The organism is Wolbachia endosymbiont (group A) of Hedychridium roseum, from assembly GCF_964028325.1.
Lineage (GTDB): Bacteria > Pseudomonadota > Alphaproteobacteria > Rickettsiales > Anaplasmataceae > Wolbachia.
The window spans coordinates 427,998-449,072 of sequence record NZ_OZ034755.1; the positions used below are offsets into that span (position 1 = coordinate 427,998).

The window sequence follows — 21,075 nt, forward strand, 5'->3', positions numbered from 1 at the left end:
CGAAAAAAAAGGCAAAAGAAGCCCCGAGTAGCGAGTTTTGACTCTATATTACTGTAAGTGGCGCTGTAATAATGTGCTGACGCTTAGTTTAAGCGCGATTTGGCTGAATGTAGAAAAAATAAAAAAGACATGCAGCCGCTATAATTTTATCTAATCCGCCAATAAATACCCTGAGTTTTTTACTGAATTTTTGTTGTTGAACCTGCGCAGATCAAAAACAAGTTTTGAGTCATAAATACCCTTATTATCATAATAAGGGGGCTGGCGGAGTTTGTCAAGGAAGTTTTTGTATTTTAATTTTAGAATTTTATAGGCTTTTGTTTTCATGAAATTATGTTCTCATGGGTAAATTAATGTTATCCTTTTTTGTTGATCTAAAGTTTTTTATGTTCATACACTTACGTGTTCATAGTGTTTATTCGCTGCTTGAAAGCTCGGTTAAAATTGAGGAGCTGATAGGCCTTTGTTTGCGAAATAAAATGCCAGCGGTTGCAATTACTGATTCAGGCAACTTGTTTGGCTCGCTCGAATTTTCAGAATATGCAGCAAGTAGGGGAATACAGCTAATAATAGGATGCAATATTATAGTTAAACATTCAGAACAAAATTTACCTATATTATTGCTTGCAAAAAATGAGCAAGGGTACACTAATTTAGTCACTTTGGTGAGTGAGTCTTTTAAAAAGCGCAAGAATAACAGCGATATTCCTTACGTTGATTTTGATGAGCTATTGAATTTAAGTATGGGTCTGATCGCTTTAACCGGTGGATGTTTGGCTCAACTATTGTTGGGGCAAGATAAAGAAACGGTTGAAAAACTGCTTTCAGCATTCGATGGTCATTTATATGTTGAATTGCAGCGTCATGGGCTGAATAAAGAGCTAGAGCTTGAAGAAGCTTTAATAGATTTTGCTTATCAGCGCAATGTACCACTGGTTGCAACGAACGATGTGTTTTTTCCAAATAGGTCTGATTATGAGGCTTATGACATATTAACGTGCATATCGGAGGGGAGTTATGCCCTGGAGAATAACAGAAAGAAGTTAACTACCGAGCATTACTTCAAATCTGTGGCAGAAATGGAGGAGCTGTTTAGCGACATTCCTGAAGCAATTCATAACACTTTAGTGATAGCTAAGCGGTGCTCTTACATGCCAAGAAGCAGGCAGCCTATCTTGCCTAAATTTCCTTGTCGAGAAAATAAAACTGAGAATGAAGAACTGAGGGAGCAGGCAGTTGCAGGATTGAAGCTGCGTATTGCAAAATCCTCTTCTGTCACCAGAACACCCTCCACTGTCATCCCAGTACTTGATACTGGGATCCAGAGAGATTCCAGCGTCACGCGCTGGAATGACACCAAACCAGATGATGACACACAACATGATATCGATTTCAAGCAATACTACGACAGGTTAGATTATGAACTAAGCGTAATAACTTCGATGAACTACGCTGGCTACTTTTTGATAGTTTCTGATTTCATTCGTTGGAGCAAAGCAAATGGCATTCCAGTTGGTCCAGGAAGAGGCTCTGGTGCTGGATCAATTGTTGCTTGGAGCTTACAGATTACAGACCTTGATCCAATAAAGTTTGGCCTAATATTTGAAAGGTTTTTAAATCCCGATCGTGTATCAATGCCTGACTTTGATATCGATTTCTGCCAAGAGAAAAGGGGCCTGGTTATTGATTATGTTCAGAAAAAGTACGGTTATGTTGCTCAAATAATCACTTTTGGAAAATTGCAAGCAAGGGCAGTATTGCGTGATGTTGGTAGAGTATTGCAAATGCCTTACTCTCAAGTGGATAAAATATCTAAAATGGTTCCATTTAATCCAGTAAATCCTGTAACTTTATCGCAAGCGATAGAGCTTGATCAAAACCTGCAGAAAGAACGGGATAGTGATGAGATAATTGCAAAGCTTCTTGATATATCACTAAAGCTTGAAGGAATATATCGTCACGTTTCAACTCATGCTGCTGGAATTGTAATATGTGATCAAAAGTTGGAAAATTTTGTTCCTGTGTACTACGATCCAAATTCGGCTCTGCCAATCACTCAATACAGCATGAAATATGTGGAGAAAGCTGGGTTAATAAAATTTGATTTTCTTGGACTTGGTACGCTAACACTAATAGATCATGTATGTCGTTTAATTAATCGTGATGAAAAAAAGATCGATATTTCTTCAGTTCCTTTGAATGATCAAAAAACCTATGAGATGCTCTCTAGCGGTGATTCAATTGGAGTGTTCCAGCTTGAAAGTTCGGGAATGAGAGAAGCTTTAATCAAATTAAAGCCAGATTGCATTGAAGATATTATCGCTTTAATTTCCCTTTATCGTCCAGGACCTATGGATAACATTCCAACTTATGTTGCAAGAAAGCATGGACTTGAAAAGCCAGATTATATTCATCCGTTACTTGAAGGAGTGTTAAAAGAAACATTTGGGGTAATAATCTACCAGGAGCAGGTGATGGAAATAGCCCGTATTCTTTCCGGGTATAGCTTAGCGGAAGCAGATCTGCTGAGACGTGCCATGGGTAAGAAAATTAAGGAAGAGATGGATAAACAACGTGAACTTTTCATCCAAGGGGCAACGAAGAATGGCGTTGATTATGACAGGGCAAGTTATATCTTTGACCTTGTTGCAAAATTTGCTGGTTATGGATTTAATAAATCTCACGCAGCTGCATATGCGGTTATATCTTATCAAACGGCTTACCTTAAAGCTAATTATCCATTAGAATTTTTTACAGCACTAATGAATCTAAATATTGATGATAGAGATAAACTGAATTTATTTTATCATGCAGCAAAGTTTAGTGGCGTTACCGTTCTTCCACCTGATATAAACAAGTCTCAAGCTGAATTCTCAATAGAGGGTGAGTGCATACGTTATGGTATTGCTGCCTTGAGGAATGTTGGTTTTTCTATAGCAGAAGGAATAGTGAACACACGTTCAAGCGCTTATAAGGACATATGGGAATTCATTCAAAATTCAGGTCATATAATAAATAAGAGAGCGCTAGAAAGCCTAATTAAATCCGGGGCATTCGATAGCGTGCATAAGAACAGAAAGCAGCTATATGAGTCAATGGACATGCTGATTTACTTTGCAAATAAAAACAAACAGGATAGGGAATCAAGTCAAGCTGCTTTGTTTGGTAGTCTTGATGTCCTCAAACCGAAATTTGAGAATGTGGAAGATTTTGATGAAGAGGAAAAATTAGAGCATGAGTTATTTTCACTAGGATTTTATTTAACTAATCATCCACTTGAAAAATTTAGAATTCTTCTGGAAAAGTTAAATATTGGGTTTATCGGAGAAAATAGAACAGCAAAAACTGCTGGGGTAATATTAAATGCACGTATGAGAACTTCAGAGCGTGGAAGGTTTGTTATACTCACACTTTCTGATCCCCATAACGTTTCTGAAATAGCATTTTATAATAATGAAATAATAGAAGAAAAAAGAGATTTATTTTCACCAGGAACATTTGTGATAATTGATCTTGAAGCTTCGGAAAATACGACAAGATTAGCAGGCAAGGATATATCTGAGTTTACAAAAAGAATCGCTTCTACAATAAAGGAATTAGTTCTCACCACTGAGTGCACGGATTCGCAAAAAGCCGCTATGGAATTAAATGCAATATTGAAAGATAAAGGCAGAACCAAAATAATGCTAAAACTTCTTCTCGAAAAACATAAAGTGAGCATCTTATTACCAGGTGCATACTCAATTGCTCCTCAAGTTATTTATGAAATATCTAACTTAAGCTGGATTAAAGGCGTAGAAATTAATACAAATAACTTGCTTATATAAAAAAGCTTTATATAATGAAATATTTAATCGGTATTAAAGGAAGATATAGTGAATCTTTATGAATTTACTTTTATAGCACAACAAGGATTATTACAGCAAGAAGTAGAGGAGATGGTCCAAGAGCTAGCTGTTTCATTGAAAAATATTAAAGCAGATGTTATTTTCCAGAAGATCAAGAGTCTTATGGAAAGGCAAAATAGTACGCTTACAAAACAAGAGTTAGAAACGCGTGCTGAAGACATTAAAGAAGGTCTAGTTGCTTACTCTGATTTCTTGGAAGATCTTACAAAAATTTTATGGGTTGAATTGGAAGAAGATCTTTCAAATTTGAAAGAAGTGAAGTCAAAAATCGATAAAGAGTTGAAAGATGACCTAAAAGATTTAGGAATAACGCAAGATTTTATAAAATTTCTAGGAGGCAGTGAGCAAATTACTAAAAGTGCGTTTATCCATAATGCAGTAAATGCTTTGAAGAGAAATATTTCAGAACATCTAATAAAGATTTTTCAAGATATTTTGAAAGATTTTAGAATAAACGGTCCAACTCAATCGAGTAAAGCATTGGAGATGCTTTTGGAAAACATTGAAGCATCGGGATTAATCAAGTATGAACATTGGGGTCTTTTGGATTTTGCATATCCAATAAATAAGATGAAGAGCGGTCATTATTGTATAATGTGCATAAGTTCTACTGCAAACATTCTGGATGAATTTGTGCGTAGAATGAAACTTAATGAGAACGTTATTCGCCACTTGTCTGTGCAGGTTGATAAATTTTTTGAAGGTAAATCTTATATGATGAATAAACAAATTGAGGAGCAAAACGCATAATGATGAAAAGACGAAATAGTTTTAATAATTCTTACGTATCTGTAAATAATAGGACTGGCTTTAGGCGTTCTAAAGTTTGCCCTCTTGCTACGTCTAAAGATGAAGACATAGATTATAAGAATACAGATTTATTATCCAAGTTTACCTCTGACTATGGTAGGATATTACCTAGAAGGTTAACAGGCGTATGTGCAAAAAAACAAAGGAAGTTACGCTTAGCGATCATAAGGGCACGTTTTTTGGCTCTTGTTCCTTACTGTACTAAAAAAGTTTAGGTAATTTATGTTGATAATTTTAAAGGAAAATATAAGGACTTTAGGTAAGCTTGGTGAAGTTGTCAAAGTTAAACCAGGTTATGCACGTAATTTTCTTTTTCCACAAAGAAAAGCGGTGAAAGCTACCAAGGAAAATTTAACAAAGCTAGAGGAGCAACGTTTATTACTGGAAGAAGAGAATATAAAAAGATTAAATGTAGCAAAAGAGCTTGCATTGTCACTACATGATAAGTTTGTGGTATTGATAAAGCAAGCTTCAGAGGATGGTAAAATTTTTGGTTCTGTAACAACACGTGAAATTGCGAAAGTTTTACTACAAGAAGGACATGCGATAGATCATCGTAGTTTATCTTTTGGTGGAATAAGCATCAAAAACTTGGGTGAATACCAAGTAAACGTAGAATTACATAGTGAAGTAGTAGTACCAATTACTATATACGTCGTGAAATCCGAAACAGATGCGCATGAATTAAGGCAAGTAAAGTTGCAAAATCAGAAGTCTGAGCAACAAGAAGGTGAAGCAGTGGAGCAAGAAGATACAAATAACAAATAGCAGTGAATAAAATATATCAACTATTCCTGTCATTCCAGTGCCTTTTTTTTCTGTCATCCCAGTGCGTGACACTGGGATCTAGCATGTTCAAAGATAAAACGGGGGTCATTTAATGATCCCGCGCTATAGCCAAAAAGAAATGTCTTCCATTTGGGAGGAAAATAATAAATTTAATATATGGCTTAAAATAGAAAAATTAGCGTGTGAAGCTCAAGCAGAGTTAGGAGTGATTCCAAATAGTGTTGCTCAGAAGCTCTCTGGTGCTATTGAATTTGATATTGAACGTATCAACGAAATTGAATCCATTGTAAAACATGATGTTATAGCTTTTCTGACATATGTTGCTGAAAAAGCGGGAGTTGATGTTCGTTATCTCCACTATGGAATGACAAGTTCTGATGTTTTGGATACATGCCTTGCGGTGCAGTTGAAAGAGTCATGTGATATTTTACTCGGGAATCTAAAAAATTTACTTGCAGTATTGAAAAAAAAAGCTGAGGACTATAAAGATATTGTTTGTGTTGGGCGCAGTCATGGAATGCATGCAGAACCAACAACTCTTGGATTAAAATTTGCTAGATTTTATGCTGAATTTAAACGCAATTATCAGAGATTAATTAGCGCGCAAAAAGAGATCTCAATTTGTAAAATATCAGGTGCAGTAGGTAATTTTGCAAATGTTGATCCGTTTGTTGAAGAGTATGTAGCAAAAGAAATGGGACTCATACCTGAAACCATATCGTCTCAAGTCATTCCTCGTGATAGACATGCCATGTTCTTTTCGGTTTTGGGAGTGATTGCAAGCTCAATAGAAAATATTGCAATTGAAATTCGTCATTTGCAAAGAACTGAAATCGGCGAAATTTCTGAGCATTTTTCCATTGGGCAGAAGGGAAGCTCTGCTATGCCACACAAATGTAATCCTATTTTAAGTGAAAATCTGACGGGACTCTCACGTTTAATACGCAGTTATGTTTTTCCTGCGTTAGAAAATGTTGCATTGTGGCACGAACGTGATATATCACACTCGTCTGTGGAAAGATGCATTGCTCCTGATGCTTGTATAACAATCGATTTTGCTTTAGTGCGATTAACAGATTTGATAGATAAATTGGTAATCAATAAGGAAAACATTGAAAAGAACTTAAATTCTTCAAAAGGTTTAGTTTTCTCACAGCGTGTATTGCTTGAGTTAGTAAATAGTGGTTTGGCGAGGGAAGAGGCGTATAAAATTGTTCAGAGCAATGCAATGAAAGTGAAACAAAACAACAGTGATTTTCTGGCCGAATTGAAACAAGATAAACCTTTACTTAAGGTTATTAACTCGGAAAAACTTGAATCTTTGTTTGATTTGAAATATTATACAAAGCATGTAGGTCACATATATAGCAAGGTTTTCAATTAGGCTGAGTAGCTCAGTTGGTAGAGCAGGAGGATCATAATCTCTTGGTCGGGGGTTCAAGTCCCTCCTCAGCCACTCGAACTAAACTATGTTTAGCAAGATAGTGCTATTGGTGAAGTAGTGCGACCCAGTGTCAGCTACTTGGAATGGTTACGTTCAGTTGTATATCCACTTAGGTGTACAGTTTAGAGGAAAATGGATAAGAGATTGTGAAAAGGGTTTAGCTTTTGGCCTATGATCTCTTTAAATGACAGAATTTCACTACAAAACTTAACTTTCTTCTATGCAATTAGCTAAGTCAAGAAAGGTGAATCTATCTCTTGTTGCAAACGCAAGATCGACCACTTTACAATATTGTTCTTTATTCCAACTGAGGTGCTCTGGTAAGTGCGGAATTGATAGATCTTCAAATATTTTTTGCAGGTATTTTGCAGGTAGTAAATTTTGCTTAATTAAATTGGAAATATTAGTCCATTCTTTACAAATAATCTCTTGGATTTTTTGCTGCATAATTTGCTTCTGTTCAAAAGTTCTTACAAATTCGATATTATCAAAGCACTGAGTTATATGTTTTACATCTAAAGTGGTCGGGTTGATAATCGGGTTTTGTATTGATAATATTTTTTCCTGCAAATTAGCCATGGTAATCGTCGTAACAGCAATTTTTTCGCCATGTAGTGAGGAATGATCTCTTGTTACCATTTCCATTGCGTTAGCTATCATATGCTCTCCTTGGCTTGCAGAATAGCTGCCTTTTGATATTACCATTCCAAGTCCTGAAATTAGTAGAACTTCCATAAGTAATAGGACCACTTTTCTACTTCTTTTAGTAAGCGCCGTATACTCTCTTAGCAAAATTTGCTCCAAATCGCGAACAAGTGTAAAAGGTAATTCATTGTATTCTGTGCCAAGCAACAAATGAGATAGTAGCCAGTCAGCCTGAACTGTCGAACGGCAAATGAAATCTGCAAATCCGCTTAATGTGAGGCGCAGTGGTGCATTGGTAAGTATGTCTATATCTATATATATCGCTCTTGGAAGATGTGCTTTGAACGATTTTTTGTATCCATTTACTAATATTGAAGCATTTGCGGATGTATATCCATTCATGGAAGCGGCTGTTGGGAACGATATATAATCTTTTTTCTCGAGGTAGCTTGCATATTTGCAGATGTCGTTAACGGTGCCGCTACCAAATGCAACTATTAAGTCACTGTCTTTTGCTTTGTTTCTAACTAGATTTATGGTTTCAAGAGAGGCAAGTGAAAGATTAGTACCCATGGTTGGTGTCATTCCAGCGCGTGACGCTGATTTTTTTTCCTGGATCCCAGTCTCGAAGGACTGGGATGATAAAATGTAGGGAGCATCCGAAATGATATGAGGTTTTGCAAGAGGCCTAATGGTATTGCTCGGGATAATTAAGTGAGAAATTTTATTAAATACGTTTTTGTTTAAAAGTTTTGCTGTATTTTCATCTGCAACTAGAAAGATGTCATTTCCGTGTCGTGTGCATATTTCATAGATATCATCAGCAAGGTGGTAATCTGTTATTACTTCTCTTAGAAAAGTTTGTTCGGTTTGATGTAATATTTGTTTTAAATAGTGCATAGAGTGTTTACAATATAGCAATATAATTATTTTAAGGTTGACATGAAAATTGACCCTGTAGAGCTAACTAAGAAATTGATCTCTTTTGAGAGTATAACACCAAGGGACGGCGGGGCAATAGAGCATATAGCAACAATCTTCAAGAAAAGTGGCTTTGACTGTGAGATTTTAGAATTTGGTGATGATGGAACTAAAGTTAAAAATCTTTATGCGAAATATATAAATGGAGTACCAAATTTGTGCTTTGCTGGGCATGTTGATGTTGTACCACCGGGTCAGTTAAAAGATTGGGCATTTGGTCCATTTAATCCAGAAGTTAGAGATGGAATGCTATATGGAAGAGGAGCAGCTGATATGAAAAGCGGAATAGCTGCATTTATTGCTGCTATGGCAAATTTAATTGCAGAAAAGTTTCAATTTAATGGTTCGATAAGTGCATTGATTACCAGTGCTGAAGAAAGCACGGAAGAATATGGAACAAAGGCAGTTTTGGAATGGATGAAAAGTAAGCAAAAAAAGATAGATTTTTGTGTAGTTGCCGAACCAACCAGTAGTGAGAAATTAGGTGATACCATAAAAATAGGCAGAAGAGGTTCTGTAACATTTGAATTAATTTGCCATGGAAAACAAGGACACGTTGCCTACCCAGACCTAGCAGATAATCCAATATATAAGGTAATATCGATATTGAGTAAGGTAAAAAATACTACTTTTGATCATGGTAATAAATACTTTCAGCCTTCACATTGCGAAGTTACTACTATCGATGTTGGAAATAATACTAGCAATCTAATACCTAGTTCAGCAACTACACGTTTTAACATTCGATATAACGATACACAAACACCTGACGGCTTATATAAGCTGATTGATGAAATATGCTCCAGTGTAACTAACGATTATAAACTTTCTATGCATAGCAGCAGGGACGTTTTCCTCTCTACTCCTGATAGAAATACTGATATTATGCTTGATGCGATAAATAAAGTTACCAGTATTGATGCTGTGCTGAGCACAAGTGGTGGCACATCTGACGCTGCGTTTATCAAAGATGTTTGTCCAGTGATTGAATTTGGTATAATCAACAAAACCGCACATCAGATAAACGAATGCGTATTAGTAAATGATATACATAAATTAACAGCTATATATAAGGAATTTATAGAAAATTATTTCAATCCCACTAATAAAATATTGAGTCAGGTCAACGTAGTTAGTAATATATCTAGTGGTCCATTGTTAGCTTAGATGTAATCAGATCTCTTGCATAACTGTTGTTTGAGTAACAACTGCCAGCGTGTGACGTTAGAATCCAAAAACCATGAGAGCTACAAAAACCACTTGACAAACTCCGCCAGCCCCCTTATCATGAAAATGAAGCTATTTATTTATCTTCTCTGTACAGATTAAATGACAAAAAAACTCAACGTATTTGGCGTCTCATGTTTAATTTTTTGCACTATGTGCACTCTATGTCTTTATCAAATTTCTAGGTTTTTACCTATACAAGCTGAAATACGCTTATAAAGCATTTAAAACATTAAAAAACGCCAACTTAAAAAATGGATAGTGAATAATTAGCTACCCTAGGGTTTCTTTTGCCTTTTTTTCTGTTTAGTAAATTTCTTAAACATTTATGACTAAAGGTTAGTTGCATTAAAAAGCAGCTAAATCGCGGTTATTAAGCGTTTAGAATAAAAAAACGCCATACTTGAAAGTATAATGTAAGTAATTAGCCAACCACGGGGCTTCTTTTGCCTTTTTTTCCATTTGGTAAATTTCTTAATATTTGTAGCTAGAGACTCTCATCTTTAGCGAGCTTCAAGGTAATTGGTTGCTATTTGCGAAAATATTTGCATAATTTAAGCAACATTAATTGATAAAAATTAACTATGGAGCTTAATAAGATTGCAGCATCGATTTTACTTTCTGGGCTAATCATTATGATAGTCAGCAACGTAGTTGATATGCTGTATAGTCCAGAGGAATATAAGATTGAACACCAAACGATAGTAGCTGCTGGTAACAATGAGTTCCAGCAAAAAATCGAGCAAGTGGCGCTCGATATTGGAGCGCTCATGCAGAATGCTAGCTTTGAAAAAGGCAAGTCAGCAGCGAAGAAATGTATAGCCTGCCATAGTTTTGAGAAAGGTGGAATGAATAAAGTAGGACCAAACTTATGGAACGTAGTTGGAAACAAAAAGGCTCATCTTGGTAGCTCATTCAATTACTCAAAAGCAGTGCTTGAAAGAGGTGGAAAATGGGGGTATGAGGAGCTATTTGCTTTCTTAAAGAACCCAAAAGCCTATATAAAAGGTACGCGTATGGCATTTGCAGGTATTTCCAATCCACAAGAAATTGCAGATCTAGTTAGTTATTTGCGTCAATTGAGTGATAACCCGGTTGCTTTGCCAAAGTAGTATGGATTATTGTAATGATGGAAATAATGGTCACATAGCATATCGAAAGCTACAAGGAAAGAAAGCTTCTGTAGTTTTTTTCGGTGGATTTGCATCTAATATGGATGGAACTAAAGCAACTGCTATTTACAAATTTTGCCAAGAAAACGATATAGCACTTGTGCTATTTGATTATTTTGGTCACGGTCATTCAAGTGGTGATTTTATTGATTACACGATAAGTGATTGGCAAGAAAATTGTGCTAAAGTGATAAGTGAATTAACTAGCGATAAACAAATAATTATAGGTTCAAGTATGGGAGGATGGCTGATGCTGCTCATTGCCCTTCAATTTTCAGAAAAAATTGCAGCATTAATCGGCATATCGTCTGCTCCTGATTTTACTGAAGATTTGATATTCAAGCAATTGTCAGGCAAGCAAAAAGAAGAACTAGGTTCTAAAGGTGTAATAGATTTTACTTCAGAGCATTGTACATACAAAATAACTAAAAATTTGATCGAAGATGGAAGAAAGAACCTTCTTTTAAACAGAGAAGCAATAGATATAAACTGTCCTGTGCGCTTATTGCATAGCATTAATGATAAAGATGTTCCTTATCAAACTTCATTGAATTTAGCTGAAAAAATTAAGTCAACCGATGTTGAAGTATACTTGATGAAATCAGCAGAGCACAACATGTCTGACAATCACTCACTGAAAGTTTTATTTAAGACCATTAGAGAATTTTTGCCAGCAAAAACATATAGGTAACCGTTCACAGATTTCCACTTAATTCTTCAATCGGGAGTGTTAAATAAACTGTGTCAAACCGAAAAAAAAGTAATAAATTGATATAAAAAAATGGAGGTTTGACAATGAGTCAGAAAGTAGTAAACAGAACTACCGGTTTGGTAGATTATAAAGAATTAGAAACAAATATCCTGTCGTCTATACGAGAAGGAAGACCGTTGACAGGAAGAGATGGAGCATTAACACCGTTTATAAAAAAGTTGCTGGAGGTAAGCCTGGAAGGTGAAATAGAAAACCACTTGTCGGCTGAAAGCGAAGAGAATAATCGAAGAAATGGGAGGAATGCAAAGACTTTACGTACAAGCGCAGGGTCATTTGAGCTTTTGACGCCAAGAGATAGGGAAGGAAGTTTCGAACCACAAATAGTCAAAAAAAGGCAAACAAACTTACATCCAGAGCTTGAAACGAAGATTTTGAGCACATTTGCCAGTGGTATGGGCTATAGAGATATAGTGTCACATGTTGAGGAAATTTATGATCACAAAATATCGGTGGCAGAGATATCAAGTATTACTGACAAATTGCTACCAGTAATCAACGAATGGCGTAGTCGCCCGCTGCAGTCTGTATATCCGATAGTTTTCATGGTTTTTTAAAGTCAAAGAGGACGGGCATTGCGTAAGTAAATGCATGTATAACATATTAGGCATAGATCAAAATGGCAAAAAAGAAGTATTAGGTTTTTATTTGGCTGAAAGTGAAGGAGCTAACTTCTGGTTGGGAGTGCTAAATGACCTCAAAGAAAGAGGAGATACCGTCTTGTTAGTCAACAAAAAAATTATAAAATTTCCCAAGTTGCATCATAAAATCAAAAAATACTTCCAATTGTGTAACAGTACACAGATTATAGTTAGTGGATATGTTGATAAGTAAATTAGTTTTATACGCACAAAACAGATGAAATTTACTTATCAACATATCCACTAACCAACAACATTCAATAAATTTGTGTAAGATACCACTTTACATAAGATAGATAGGAAGCATTTTTGATTTTAAAGTACTAAACCTTCAGTCAACCTCCTAGCCCTGTAGTTTTTGATATGGTTAGGATCAAAAGCACTTTTGGATGTCAGAATACCGAAAATGATATGGAGTAGCTTACGCATTGCAGCACCAACGATGGCCATATTATGCTTACCCTTTTCCTTTAATCTTTGGCAAAAGCTCATAATGATAGGATTGTGATTCTTAGCTACTATGGCAGGAAAGAAAAGTGCCTTACGTAATGTTTGTGAACCGGATTTACTTAATCTGGGTTTGGCATATACAGAGGAACCTGACGTCATATTTCGTGGTATAACTCCTGTATATGCTGCCAATTGCCTGGCATCTCTAAAAACCTCTATATCAGAAACTTCAGCTAAAATAGCTATTGCTGATTCTTCTCCTATGCCTGGAATAGTCAATAGAAGTTGAAAATTTTCCAACAATTCTTTGTGTTGATTTAATAGTTCACGTACGGAGTTTTTTATTGTTTCTATTTTTTGAGCTATATTCATTGCAAGGTCTTCCCAAGCATTTGCAACTTCTTTAGGCAGTCTCTCTTTTTTTTCTAAGTGGTTATTTACTAATGTTAACTCATCTTTTAACGCAACTGAGCAACGATAAAGATGTTTTAATTTTTTCATTTCAGGAGAAGGTGGTGTCCAACTAGAAGGTTCCTGTCTTTGGCAATAATCAGCAATAACTTCTGCATCGGTCTGATCATTCTTTTGTCGTATCAGCTTACTCCTTGCATAAGATTTTATGCAATAAGGATTTACAACACTTACAAAATGTCCAGCATTGTGTAGAAATTCAGCCAGTGCTTCGCTATAACAACCAGTAGATTCCATGCAGGTTTTTACTTTTTCTACATTATGTTTGTGTAGAAAATTCAGTAGACTTTGAAACCATCGTTCTTAAAGCTTCTTTTTCTAGTTTCACGCTTTCCTTTTTTGCTTATAAATGAGAGAAAAACATCAAAGCGATCTTTTGATATATCTATGCCCAAAAAGTTGTTGATCATATATAACCCCATACGTTACCATTAAAAATGAAAAGTAAGGCTAGTCTTGTGAATACAGAATTAGAACCATTCAGGTCTTTCTACGATACCGTCCAGCCTATACTTTTGAGAAGGGAATTCTTATCTCCTCTACAGATTTTATATCTAAGAAGAAGCACAGAGTTCCTCCCTTCTCCACCTAATGCTTAAGCTTAAAACACTAGATGCTTTTTTCAAGATACAAGAAGGGGCTACTCGGATGATACTATTATAGAGTGAACCAGTGTCAGCTACTCGGATGACAAAAAAAGGAGCTTACTCGGATGACATCATAGGGGCGCTGGAATGACACCATCACAGAGTGAACCAGCGTCATACACACATCCCTTTGGTGAAAATGTTTGTTGATGCAAGATTATACCTTGAAAAAATTAAGTTTTAGTGCTATTAAATAGTTGTAAATTTTGTCCCTGTGGTAGCTTTATGAATGTTGAAAGTAAGAAAATACATGATACTAAAATAAAATTACCAATATTTCTTGATTATCAATCTACTACTAAAGTGGATCCCCGTGTTTTGGAGGTAATGATACCTTATTTTGGTGAGTTCAGTAATGCACACTCTCGCAGCCATTCATTTGGTTGGACTGCTGAAGAAGCAGTGGAAAAAGCAAGGAAACACATCGCTGATCTGGTGAACGCAGATAGCAAAGAAATTATCTTTACCTCAGGTGCAACTGAGTCAAATAATACAGCAATCAAGGGCATTGCTCACTTTTACAAAAATAAAGGAAATCATATAATAACTGTCTGCACGGAGCATAAGTGTGTTCTGGATTCTTGTCGGCATCTGGAAAATGAAGGCTTTAAAGTTACATATTTGCCTGTTAAGCAAAACGGAATTATAGATTTATCAAAGCTTGAGGAAGCAATTACTGATAAAACAATCCTGGTTTCAGTGATGATGGTAAATAATGAAATCGGAGTAATTCAGCCTGTAAAGGAGATTGGTAAAATATGCAGAAAGCATAATATATTTTTCCATACAGATGCAGCTCAAAGCTTTGGAAAAGTTCCAATTGATGTTAATGAGATGTGCATTGATCTTATGAGTCTCTCTAGCCACAAAATTTATGGACCTATGGGAATAGGCGCATTATATGTCCGTAGAAAGAATCCTCGTGTTAGGCTGATACCATTGATTAGTGGTGGTGGACAAGAAAGAGGTATGCGTTCTGGAACAGTTCCAACACCTCTTGCAGTTGGTTTTGGTGAAGCGGCACGTATCGCTAAAGAAGAAATGGAAACAGAAGCAAGCAAATTGGAAGGACTGAGAGATATTTTGTACAATAAGATAAAAGAAGCATTTCCTGATATCGTTTTAAATGGTGATTATGAAAATAGAATTCCTGGCAACCTAAACTTGAGCTTTCCCTATGTTGAGGGTGAGTCTCTCATCATGGCAATCAAGGATTTAGCAGTAAGTTCTGGTTCTGCGTGCACGTCTGTGTCTCTTGAGCCTTCCTATGTCATACGGTCGCTAAATAATGGCCACGACCTTGAGCATTCATCAATTAGATTTGGCCTAGGCCGATTTACAACTAAAGAAGAAGTTTTGTACGCAGCAGATCTTGTTGCTAAAAATATTGGCCGACTGAGAGAAATGAGCCCACTTTGGGAGATGGTACAAGAAGGAGTAGATTTGAACACCGTGAAATGGGACTTTCATTAAGTATATCTATTCAGCCAGTCCAACTGCAAATGCACTTTGAAATTACTCTGTAACCATTCACACTTAATTCTGCAATTCTTTGATCTCACTCATAGCTGTACGAACATTCGTTTTTGAAGGTAAAGTGCACAGCAAATGGTGTCATCCCAGTGCCCAGATACTGGGATCCAGAAATTTTGCTTATAACTGAGCTGATGAGCTAAAGGTAGTTGTCTTACGCTAAAACAAACGTTTTTAATTAAGTTGCATAGAAGCTGGATCCCAGTGTCTGGGCACTGGGATGACACCCATAAGTGTTGAAAGTGCAATCACACAAGGTGATTAATGGTATGTAAATCTCCTCTTGATATCAACCTTCGTTGTTGGGAAAGCAGATAAACCACGTCGAAAATTCGCTTAAACCTTCTAACCACAGGCAAAAAGGCGCTTTTTTAATTTATTTTATTACCATTGAAATTTATGCCGTTAACCACCTTATATAATGCCACTTATAGCACTTTCAACACTTATGGATGACACCCCACTGGTGGCCCAAACTACAACGTTCGTACAGTTGTTAGCGCCGCGGCAGTATGACGGTTAAGTACGTGTTAGCGGGATCTAGAGATACCGCGAATGAATCGCGGTATGACGGTTAAGTATCCCGCTACGTGTTAGCGGCTAAGAGATACCGCGGCGGCATGACGGTTCGCGGCGGTATAATAACTCGTCATCCCGCTACGTGTTAGCGGGATCTAGAGATACCGCGAATGAATCGCGGTATGACGGTTAAGTACGTGTTAGCGGCTAAGAGATACCGTGGCGGCATGACGTAGAGCTCGCATTAGCTATAAGATTAGCTAACATTCTGCACATCCATAAAAAACAAACCTTCTTTTTCGTCTTGAACGCTAATAATAGCGTGAGTGTTAAGAGGTAAAGGGTCATTTGTATGTCCATGGCCTACCCCTTTCATTGTAAATACAGGAAAGTTAACACTTTTTGCAAGCCTTTCTTTTACAACTTCAACAAGATTATCATTATAACAGTTAACGAAATCCCCAAAGATTACTGCATGCACTCCATCAAAAATGTGAGCTTGTTTTAGGTGATCTAAACTGCGCTCTATTGCGTATGGGTAAACTCTTATGTCCTCTAAAAATAGAATTTTACCTTTCGCATTTATTTGCCAAGCGGTTCCTATACTATTTTCAACTAAAGTCATATTACCACCGATGACTTTAGACTCTAATCTGCCATCTTTTAGTCTAATGCCATTGTTTATCATCTTTAGGTTATCAAATCTGATAGAATCCCGCTTGTTAAGAATTAACTCTTTCAATTTTTCAACAGAGCTTTCAGAAACGGAGCTATTTACTATCATTTCCAACATGGTGCCGTGAAGAGTTTGCCAATCATATTTAGCTTGTAGATAGATGTGCAAGGCAGTTATATCGCTATAGCCTATGAGGATTTTTTTGTTTTGAGCAATCCTTTCTTTTTTATCATTGGGTAACTTTTCTAGATAGGGAATTAACCGAGAAGCCCCTTCTCCTCCTCTGATACACCAAATTATTTTACTATCATTAGTTAGTGCACTAACCAAATCATTTGCTCTGAATTCATCAGAGTTGGAATAAAATGGATTGTCATTACTATATATTTTTTCCGAAATATGGGGATTAAAATCCGAAGCTTCTACATATTCTTTTATAGTAGTCAGATCTGATTCTTTTCCCTTGGAAGAAGGAGCAATAATATCAACTCGGTCGATTGCATGAATACCTGTGTTAGCACATAAAGTGAAAATAAAATATAAAAGGTAAATGATCATTAAAATATCTTATAAAACTCTTTTTTTAGTATATCATCCAATTCAGAGAGTGGAACTTTCACTCCTAGTTCTTCCATTGATGTGATGCCATAACCTTGCAGTCCACAAGGAATAATACCCTTATAGTGAGAGAGATCTGGAAAGACGTTAAGCGCTATGCCATGATAAGTTACCCATTTTCTTAAGCGAATACCAAAAGCTGCAATTTTTTTTTCTACTCCATTGTTATTCACCCAAACACCTATTCTATCCTCTTTAAATTCTCCAAGTATATTAAATTGCTTTAAAACATTTATTATCCACTTACTTAGGTCTCTAATATATAGCTTTATGTCACATTTATTTCTTTTTTTAAGGTTTAACATTAAATATATGATGCGCTGTCCTGGACCATGATATGTGTGTTTACCACCCCTTCCTGTTTTATATATAGGAAATAGTTTTTCAACAATATCATCATCTGTTGCACTGATTCCTGCAGTATAAAGTGGAGGGTGCTGGAGTAGCCATACCAATTCGTCTGCTGAATTATTGTAAATTTGTTGAATTTTTTCTTCCATAGATTTTACGGCACAGTTATAATCAATAAGCTGATTAGATATTAGCCATTCTGTCATGTTCAATTTCTTTTCTTTTTAGTATAGCAATGCATTCTTTTCCTGTCATCCAAGTGCCCTCTTCTTGTCATTCCAGTGTGTGACACTGAGCGCAGCCTTTCTTATTCCTAATATACTTAATACTAACTTCTGTGCTATTTCTCCTTAACAAACATAGTACATGACAAATGTTTAATTGTTTGTCAACACAGGTCCTCTTTACGTATAGGCAACTTTTTTTATTGAAAAATTCAGAAAAATGTTGTATAATTATTAGTAGATTTTAGGTGAAATATATGGCAAACTCAAAATTTAGCATAACTTTCAACAACGAAATTTCAGAGTGTCTTGCTGGACTAGCTAAAATAAGAAATAAGTCCATTAAAGAACTAACAGAGAAGCTAATACAAGAAGCAATTGAAAATGAGGAAGATAAAATACTAATTGAGCGTGCTGCTAAACGTAATGTTTCAGGTGTAAAGAAAATTAGAAGTGAGGATGTAGACTGGAATACAATATTATCTTCATAGAAAGCGTTCTTGAGAAAGACCTTCCAGCTCTTCCAAAAACAATAAGATTAAGGATCATAAATGCGATAAATAAGCGCCTTACAATTGATCCCATTAACCTTGGTGAGCCATTATATTACAGATTTAAAGGACAAAGAAGATTAAGGGTAGGTGATTATCGCGTTATCTATTCCGTAAATATTATAAAATATGAAGTGGTTATCACAGAGATAGGACACAGAAAAGATATTTATAAGTAAGTACATCATATAAACATTAAATATATTTTTACTCCTTCCTGATTCATTTTCTACCTTAGGTGGCTTCGCTCAGCTCAAAAAAAAAGCTCATTCTTTTTGCTACCCCTTATTGTGCCTGCCATTTAACTACTGTGTAGAGATTGCTCTCAAACATAATGTTCGTACGTTAGTATATCCTTCCTGTGACACCAATTGATATAATTCTACCACAAATTCAATTTTTTAGGAGGCACATATGAATTTCAACATTTTTCAAAGAAAGAAAAGCAGTGAATATTCTGCTTTGCAGCTAATGATGGAACCAAGTTGGAGTAAGCGTGATTATGTAAGTTTTGCTGAGGAAGGTTACATAAAAAATGTTATTGCCTTTCGAGCAATTAATATGATTGCAAGTGCTGCATCTTCAGTACCTTTTACTCTCTGCCAGCTTACTGAACAGGGAAAATCGCAACTAAAAGCCCATCCATTACTGAAATTACTTTATTCTCCTAATCCAATGACATCAAAATCGGAATTTATTGAGGGGATTGTAACTTATCGGTTAGTTAACGGCAATTCTTATATATTGATGGTTGAGTCGCAGAACAATAGAAAACCACCAACAGAGCTTTATCTTCTGCGCCCTGATAGGGTTGAAATTGTTCCAGGGAGAAATAACGTTCCTTATATCTATCGTTATACCATAAATAACAACGGTTATGACTTTAAAGTTGATAAACTAACCGGACGTTCAGCAGTGTTGCACCTAAAGACCTTTAACCCTTTGAATGATTGGTATGGATTATCACCAATTGAGGCAGCTGCATACAGTATAGATCAGCATAATCAGGCGGGTGCTTGGAATCAAGCGATGTTGCAAAATGGGGCAAGACCAAGTGGTGCAATAGTTGTGAAATCAGCGAAGGACGGGAGTGGTGGAAGTTTAAGTCAAGAGCAGTACCAACGCTTAAAAGAGCAAATAAATGATCATTATTCAGGTTCTGTCAATGCTGGAAGACCGATATTGCTTGAAGGAGGCTTGGAGTGGAAGGAAATGAGCTTATCACCAAGGGATATGGATTTTATTGAGTCCAAACACAGTTCAGCTCGTGATATTGCCCTGGCTTTTGGCGTCCCACCGCAGTTGCTTGGCATACCAGGTGATAACACTTATAGCAATTTAGTCGAAGCACGCTTATCCCTCTGGGAACAGACGGTTTTACCAACGCTAGAAAATATTATCTGTCACCTGAATTCTTGGCTAACACCAAAATTTGGCGAGGATCTGTGCTTGTCGTACGACAAAGATGCAATAGAAATTCTCATGGAAAAGAGGCAAAAGTTGTGGAAATACGTAGAAAACGCAAGCTTTATGACACTCAATGAAAAAAGGGAAGCATTTGGCTTGCCACCACTGCCAGGTGGTGATGAGTTAGGTTAAGTTTGATCCGTTCAGTTGTGCGGCTAAAAGACAACTTAAAAGAGTTTAAGTTTTTGCTTTGTACTTTGTAAAATATTAAAAAAATCAGCCAAATTACACCATATTTAGTCTATTTTATCCTATAGTTTTGGGTTTACCGAGGGTTCTTCATTCTGCTACATGTTAGCGCCGCGGCGGTGTGACGTAGGGTTGCACTAGCTATAGCAACTTTGTCTGCGCAACCATTTTCTACCGCACCATTGAACAGATATGCTTGAAGATATCCGTTCAGATGAGTTTATTGTCTCCTAAACCGTACACGCCTAACAAGCTACCGCTAGAGCTTGTGAAAAATTCTCTATTTTTATTCCCTTTAATTTACTGGATAAGTTGTCTACAAACAAATCTGATTTAGTGCAGATCTGCTCTATTTTTTTAGGAGATAAAGAGGAATCTAATTGATTCGCTATACCAGACACTCCATTTAAAACTACTCCAGCACCATATGGTACATATGACACAGTATATATAGCACCTGACGTAAAATCTAGTAAGTTCTGAGAAGAAGTGGTAATTTTATACCCTACTGTGTTTTTATCTTCTCCTTTGCATTTTTTAAGCACTTTTGATGCACCATGAGGAATATAAGATATACCAGCTATACCATATGAAGCCCCATTTAAGGCGTACGATACAACTACCGTTGTTGCTGATAGCGCTTTAGCTCCATATTTTGCAGTATAAAGCAATGGCTTAAGGGCATAAGAAATAGTTTTACCTTGTGATTCAGATTCAAGCAACGAATTTAGTTCTTCTTGTGTTGCTGCACATTCAAAAAATTCTTTCTCATCAATTTCTGCAAGATCAATCTCTTCAAAACCCTCATCAATATCTACAGGAGTCACTGTTTCTTTTATAGGGCTAACTTCTACATCACTTCCAATAACACTTGAATTATTAGAATTTTTGCCAAAAAGATTCGAAAACATACTAAACATTTTTTTTTACCTACAACTTAACGCTCATATCAATATATTAACCTAATATTAACCAGGTGTCAAGCACATATGA

The 21,075-nt window shown here is 36.2% G+C and carries 17 protein-coding genes, 1 tRNA gene and 2 pseudogenes; 14 read left to right on the plus strand and 6 right to left on the minus strand.

From position 1 onward, the window contains the following. Positions 1 to 386: 386 nt before the first annotated feature. The 6 genes from dnaE to ABWU23_RS01985 all read left to right on the plus strand — a co-directional run bounded on the left by dnaE (position 387) and on the right by ABWU23_RS01985 (position 6,963). On the plus strand, positions 387 to 3,827 hold the full coding sequence (gene dnaE, locus ABWU23_RS01960) for a DNA polymerase III subunit alpha (protein ID WP_353271030.1): 3,441 nt from the start codon (positions 387 to 389) through the stop codon (positions 3,825 to 3,827). Between the two features lie 48 nt (positions 3,828 to 3,875). Next, positions 3,876 to 4,658, plus strand: coding sequence for a 30S ribosomal protein S6 (rpsF, locus tag ABWU23_RS01965; protein ID WP_265016769.1), 783 nt, complete (start codon positions 3,876 to 3,878; stop codon positions 4,656 to 4,658). After that, positions 4,658 to 4,933, plus strand: coding sequence for a 30S ribosomal protein S18 (gene rpsR / locus ABWU23_RS01970; RefSeq protein WP_064125330.1), 276 nt, complete (start codon positions 4,658 to 4,660; stop codon positions 4,931 to 4,933). The genes rpsF and rpsR overlap by 1 nt, the downstream gene beginning before the upstream one ends. A gap of 7 nt (positions 4,934 to 4,940) precedes the next feature. Continuing rightward, a complete protein-coding gene (gene rplI / locus ABWU23_RS01975; protein ID WP_264735518.1) occupies positions 4,941 to 5,486 on the plus strand; it encodes a 50S ribosomal protein L9 in 546 nt (181 codons plus the stop codon). A 112-nt stretch (positions 5,487 to 5,598) separates the two neighbouring features. Then, entirely contained in the window at positions 5,599 to 6,891 is a 1,293-nt protein-coding gene (gene purB, locus ABWU23_RS01980) for an adenylosuccinate lyase (RefSeq protein ID WP_353270708.1), read from the plus strand. Then, positions 6,891 to 6,963 (plus strand) — tRNA-Met (locus tag ABWU23_RS01985). Before purB ends, ABWU23_RS01985 begins: the two co-directional genes overlap by 1 nt. Positions 6,964 to 7,158: 195 nt before the next feature. On the opposite strand, the gene ABWU23_RS01990 is transcribed toward ABWU23_RS01985, so the two are convergent. Continuing rightward, complete coding sequence (locus tag ABWU23_RS01990; protein WP_353270709.1) at positions 7,159 to 8,496, minus strand: iron-containing alcohol dehydrogenase; 1,338 nt, start codon at positions 8,494 to 8,496, stop codon at positions 7,159 to 7,161. Between the two features lie 42 nt (positions 8,497 to 8,538). Here ABWU23_RS01990 and dapE point away from each other — a divergent pair, with 42 nt between their 5' ends. From dapE to ABWU23_RS02010, 4 genes and pseudogenes are all read left to right on the plus strand, one after another. Beyond that, positions 8,539 to 9,744 (plus strand): succinyl-diaminopimelate desuccinylase, encoded by a 1,206-nt coding sequence (gene dapE / locus ABWU23_RS01995; RefSeq protein WP_253309628.1) that lies wholly within the window; start codon positions 8,539 to 8,541, stop codon positions 9,742 to 9,744. Between the two features lie 644 nt (positions 9,745 to 10,388). Further along, entirely contained in the window at positions 10,389 to 10,916 is a 528-nt protein-coding gene (locus ABWU23_RS02000) for a c-type cytochrome (protein WP_353270710.1), read from the plus strand. Between the two features lies 1 nt (position 10,917). Continuing rightward, positions 10,918 to 11,667 (plus strand): alpha/beta hydrolase, encoded by a 750-nt coding sequence (locus ABWU23_RS02005; RefSeq protein WP_253309626.1) that lies wholly within the window; start codon positions 10,918 to 10,920, stop codon positions 11,665 to 11,667. 104 nt (positions 11,668 to 11,771) lie between these two features. Further along, a pseudogene (locus tag ABWU23_RS02010) lies at positions 11,772 to 12,474 on the plus strand (transposase); the annotation flags it as partial. Between the two features lie 227 nt (positions 12,475 to 12,701). Here ABWU23_RS02010 and ABWU23_RS02015 read toward each other — a convergent pair. After that, positions 12,702 to 13,717: pseudogene (locus ABWU23_RS02015) on the minus strand (IS110 family transposase). 462 nt (positions 13,718 to 14,179) lie between these two features. Between ABWU23_RS02015 and ABWU23_RS02020 the strand changes: the two are divergent. Next, the gene (locus ABWU23_RS02020) at positions 14,180 to 15,427 is read left to right on the plus strand and encodes an IscS subfamily cysteine desulfurase (protein WP_353270711.1); all 1,248 of its coding nucleotides are present in this window, start codon (positions 14,180 to 14,182) and stop codon (positions 15,425 to 15,427) included. A gap of 89 nt (positions 15,428 to 15,516) precedes the next feature. Here ABWU23_RS02020 and ABWU23_RS02025 read toward each other — a convergent pair whose 3' ends face one another. The 3 genes from ABWU23_RS02025 to lipB form a co-directional block, all read right to left on the minus strand. Beyond that, positions 15,517 to 15,714: a hypothetical protein gene (locus ABWU23_RS02025; protein WP_353270712.1), complete on the minus strand. Its 198-nt coding sequence runs from the start codon at positions 15,712 to 15,714 to the stop codon at positions 15,517 to 15,519. Positions 15,715 to 16,262: 548 nt separating this feature from the next. Continuing rightward, positions 16,263 to 17,240, minus strand: coding sequence for an LD-carboxypeptidase (locus ABWU23_RS02030; RefSeq protein ID WP_253309636.1), 978 nt, complete (start codon positions 17,238 to 17,240; stop codon positions 16,263 to 16,265). Continuing rightward, positions 17,240 to 17,857 (minus strand): lipoyl(octanoyl) transferase LipB, encoded by a 618-nt coding sequence (lipB, locus tag ABWU23_RS02035; protein ID WP_353270713.1) that lies wholly within the window; start codon positions 17,855 to 17,857, stop codon positions 17,240 to 17,242. The genes ABWU23_RS02030 and lipB overlap by 1 nt, the downstream gene beginning before the upstream one ends. A gap of 275 nt (positions 17,858 to 18,132) precedes the next feature. On the opposite strand from lipB, the gene ABWU23_RS02040 reads away from it, so the two are divergent. The 3 genes from ABWU23_RS02040 to ABWU23_RS02050 all read left to right on the plus strand — a co-directional run bounded on the left by ABWU23_RS02040 (position 18,133) and on the right by ABWU23_RS02050 (position 20,025). Beyond that, positions 18,133 to 18,366, plus strand: coding sequence for a DUF6290 family protein (locus ABWU23_RS02040; RefSeq protein WP_010081986.1), 234 nt, complete (start codon positions 18,133 to 18,135; stop codon positions 18,364 to 18,366). Next, on the plus strand, positions 18,363 to 18,605 hold the full coding sequence (locus ABWU23_RS02045) for a type II toxin-antitoxin system RelE family toxin (protein ID WP_264688493.1): 243 nt from the start codon (positions 18,363 to 18,365) through the stop codon (positions 18,603 to 18,605). The genes ABWU23_RS02040 and ABWU23_RS02045 overlap by 4 nt, the downstream gene beginning before the upstream one ends. Before the next feature lie 235 nt (positions 18,606 to 18,840). Further along, positions 18,841 to 20,025: a phage portal protein gene (locus ABWU23_RS02050; RefSeq protein ID WP_264688245.1), complete on the plus strand. Its 1,185-nt coding sequence runs from the start codon at positions 18,841 to 18,843 to the stop codon at positions 20,023 to 20,025. Positions 20,026 to 20,327: 302 nt separating this feature from the next. Here the strand turns inward: ABWU23_RS02050 and ABWU23_RS02055 are convergent, their stop codons facing one another. Then, positions 20,328 to 21,002, minus strand: a complete 675-nt coding sequence (locus ABWU23_RS02055; protein ID WP_265044955.1) for a hypothetical protein — start codon at positions 21,000 to 21,002, stop codon at positions 20,328 to 20,330. Positions 21,003 to 21,075 lie beyond the last annotated feature (73 nt).

What these genes read in the sequence shown, in the direction of transcription:
- rplI (WP_264735518.1), top strand. Translation starts at nt 4,941, where the DNA reads ATGTTGATAATTTTAAAGGAAAATATAAGGACTTTAGGTAAGCTTGGT.
- ABWU23_RS02030 (WP_253309636.1), bottom strand. Translation starts at nt 17,240, where the DNA reads ATGATCATTTACCTTTTATATTTTATTTTCACTTTATGTGCTAACACA.
- ABWU23_RS02000 (WP_353270710.1), top strand. Translation starts at nt 10,389, where the DNA reads ATGGAGCTTAATAAGATTGCAGCATCGATTTTACTTTCTGGGCTAATC.
- ABWU23_RS02020 (WP_353270711.1), top strand. Translation starts at nt 14,180, where the DNA reads ATGAATGTTGAAAGTAAGAAAATACATGATACTAAAATAAAATTACCA.
- ABWU23_RS02055 (WP_265044955.1), bottom strand. Translation starts at nt 21,002, where the DNA reads ATGTTTAGTATGTTTTCGAATCTTTTTGGCAAAAATTCTAATAATTCA.
- ABWU23_RS02050 (WP_264688245.1), top strand. Translation starts at nt 18,841, where the DNA reads ATGAATTTCAACATTTTTCAAAGAAAGAAAAGCAGTGAATATTCTGCT.
- rpsR (WP_064125330.1), top strand. Translation starts at nt 4,658, where the DNA reads ATGATGAAAAGACGAAATAGTTTTAATAATTCTTACGTATCTGTAAAT.
- lipB (WP_353270713.1), bottom strand. Translation starts at nt 17,857, where the DNA reads ATGACAGAATGGCTAATATCTAATCAGCTTATTGATTATAACTGTGCC.
- ABWU23_RS02040 (WP_010081986.1), top strand. Translation starts at nt 18,133, where the DNA reads ATGGCAAACTCAAAATTTAGCATAACTTTCAACAACGAAATTTCAGAG.
- ABWU23_RS02005 (WP_253309626.1), top strand. Translation starts at nt 10,918, where the DNA reads ATGGATTATTGTAATGATGGAAATAATGGTCACATAGCATATCGAAAG.
- dapE (WP_253309628.1), top strand. Translation starts at nt 8,539, where the DNA reads ATGAAAATTGACCCTGTAGAGCTAACTAAGAAATTGATCTCTTTTGAG.
- dnaE (WP_353271030.1), top strand. Translation starts at nt 387, where the DNA reads ATGTTCATACACTTACGTGTTCATAGTGTTTATTCGCTGCTTGAAAGC.
- ABWU23_RS01990 (WP_353270709.1), bottom strand. Translation starts at nt 8,496, where the DNA reads ATGCACTATTTAAAACAAATATTACATCAAACCGAACAAACTTTTCTA.
- purB (WP_353270708.1), top strand. Translation starts at nt 5,599, where the DNA reads ATGATCCCGCGCTATAGCCAAAAAGAAATGTCTTCCATTTGGGAGGAA.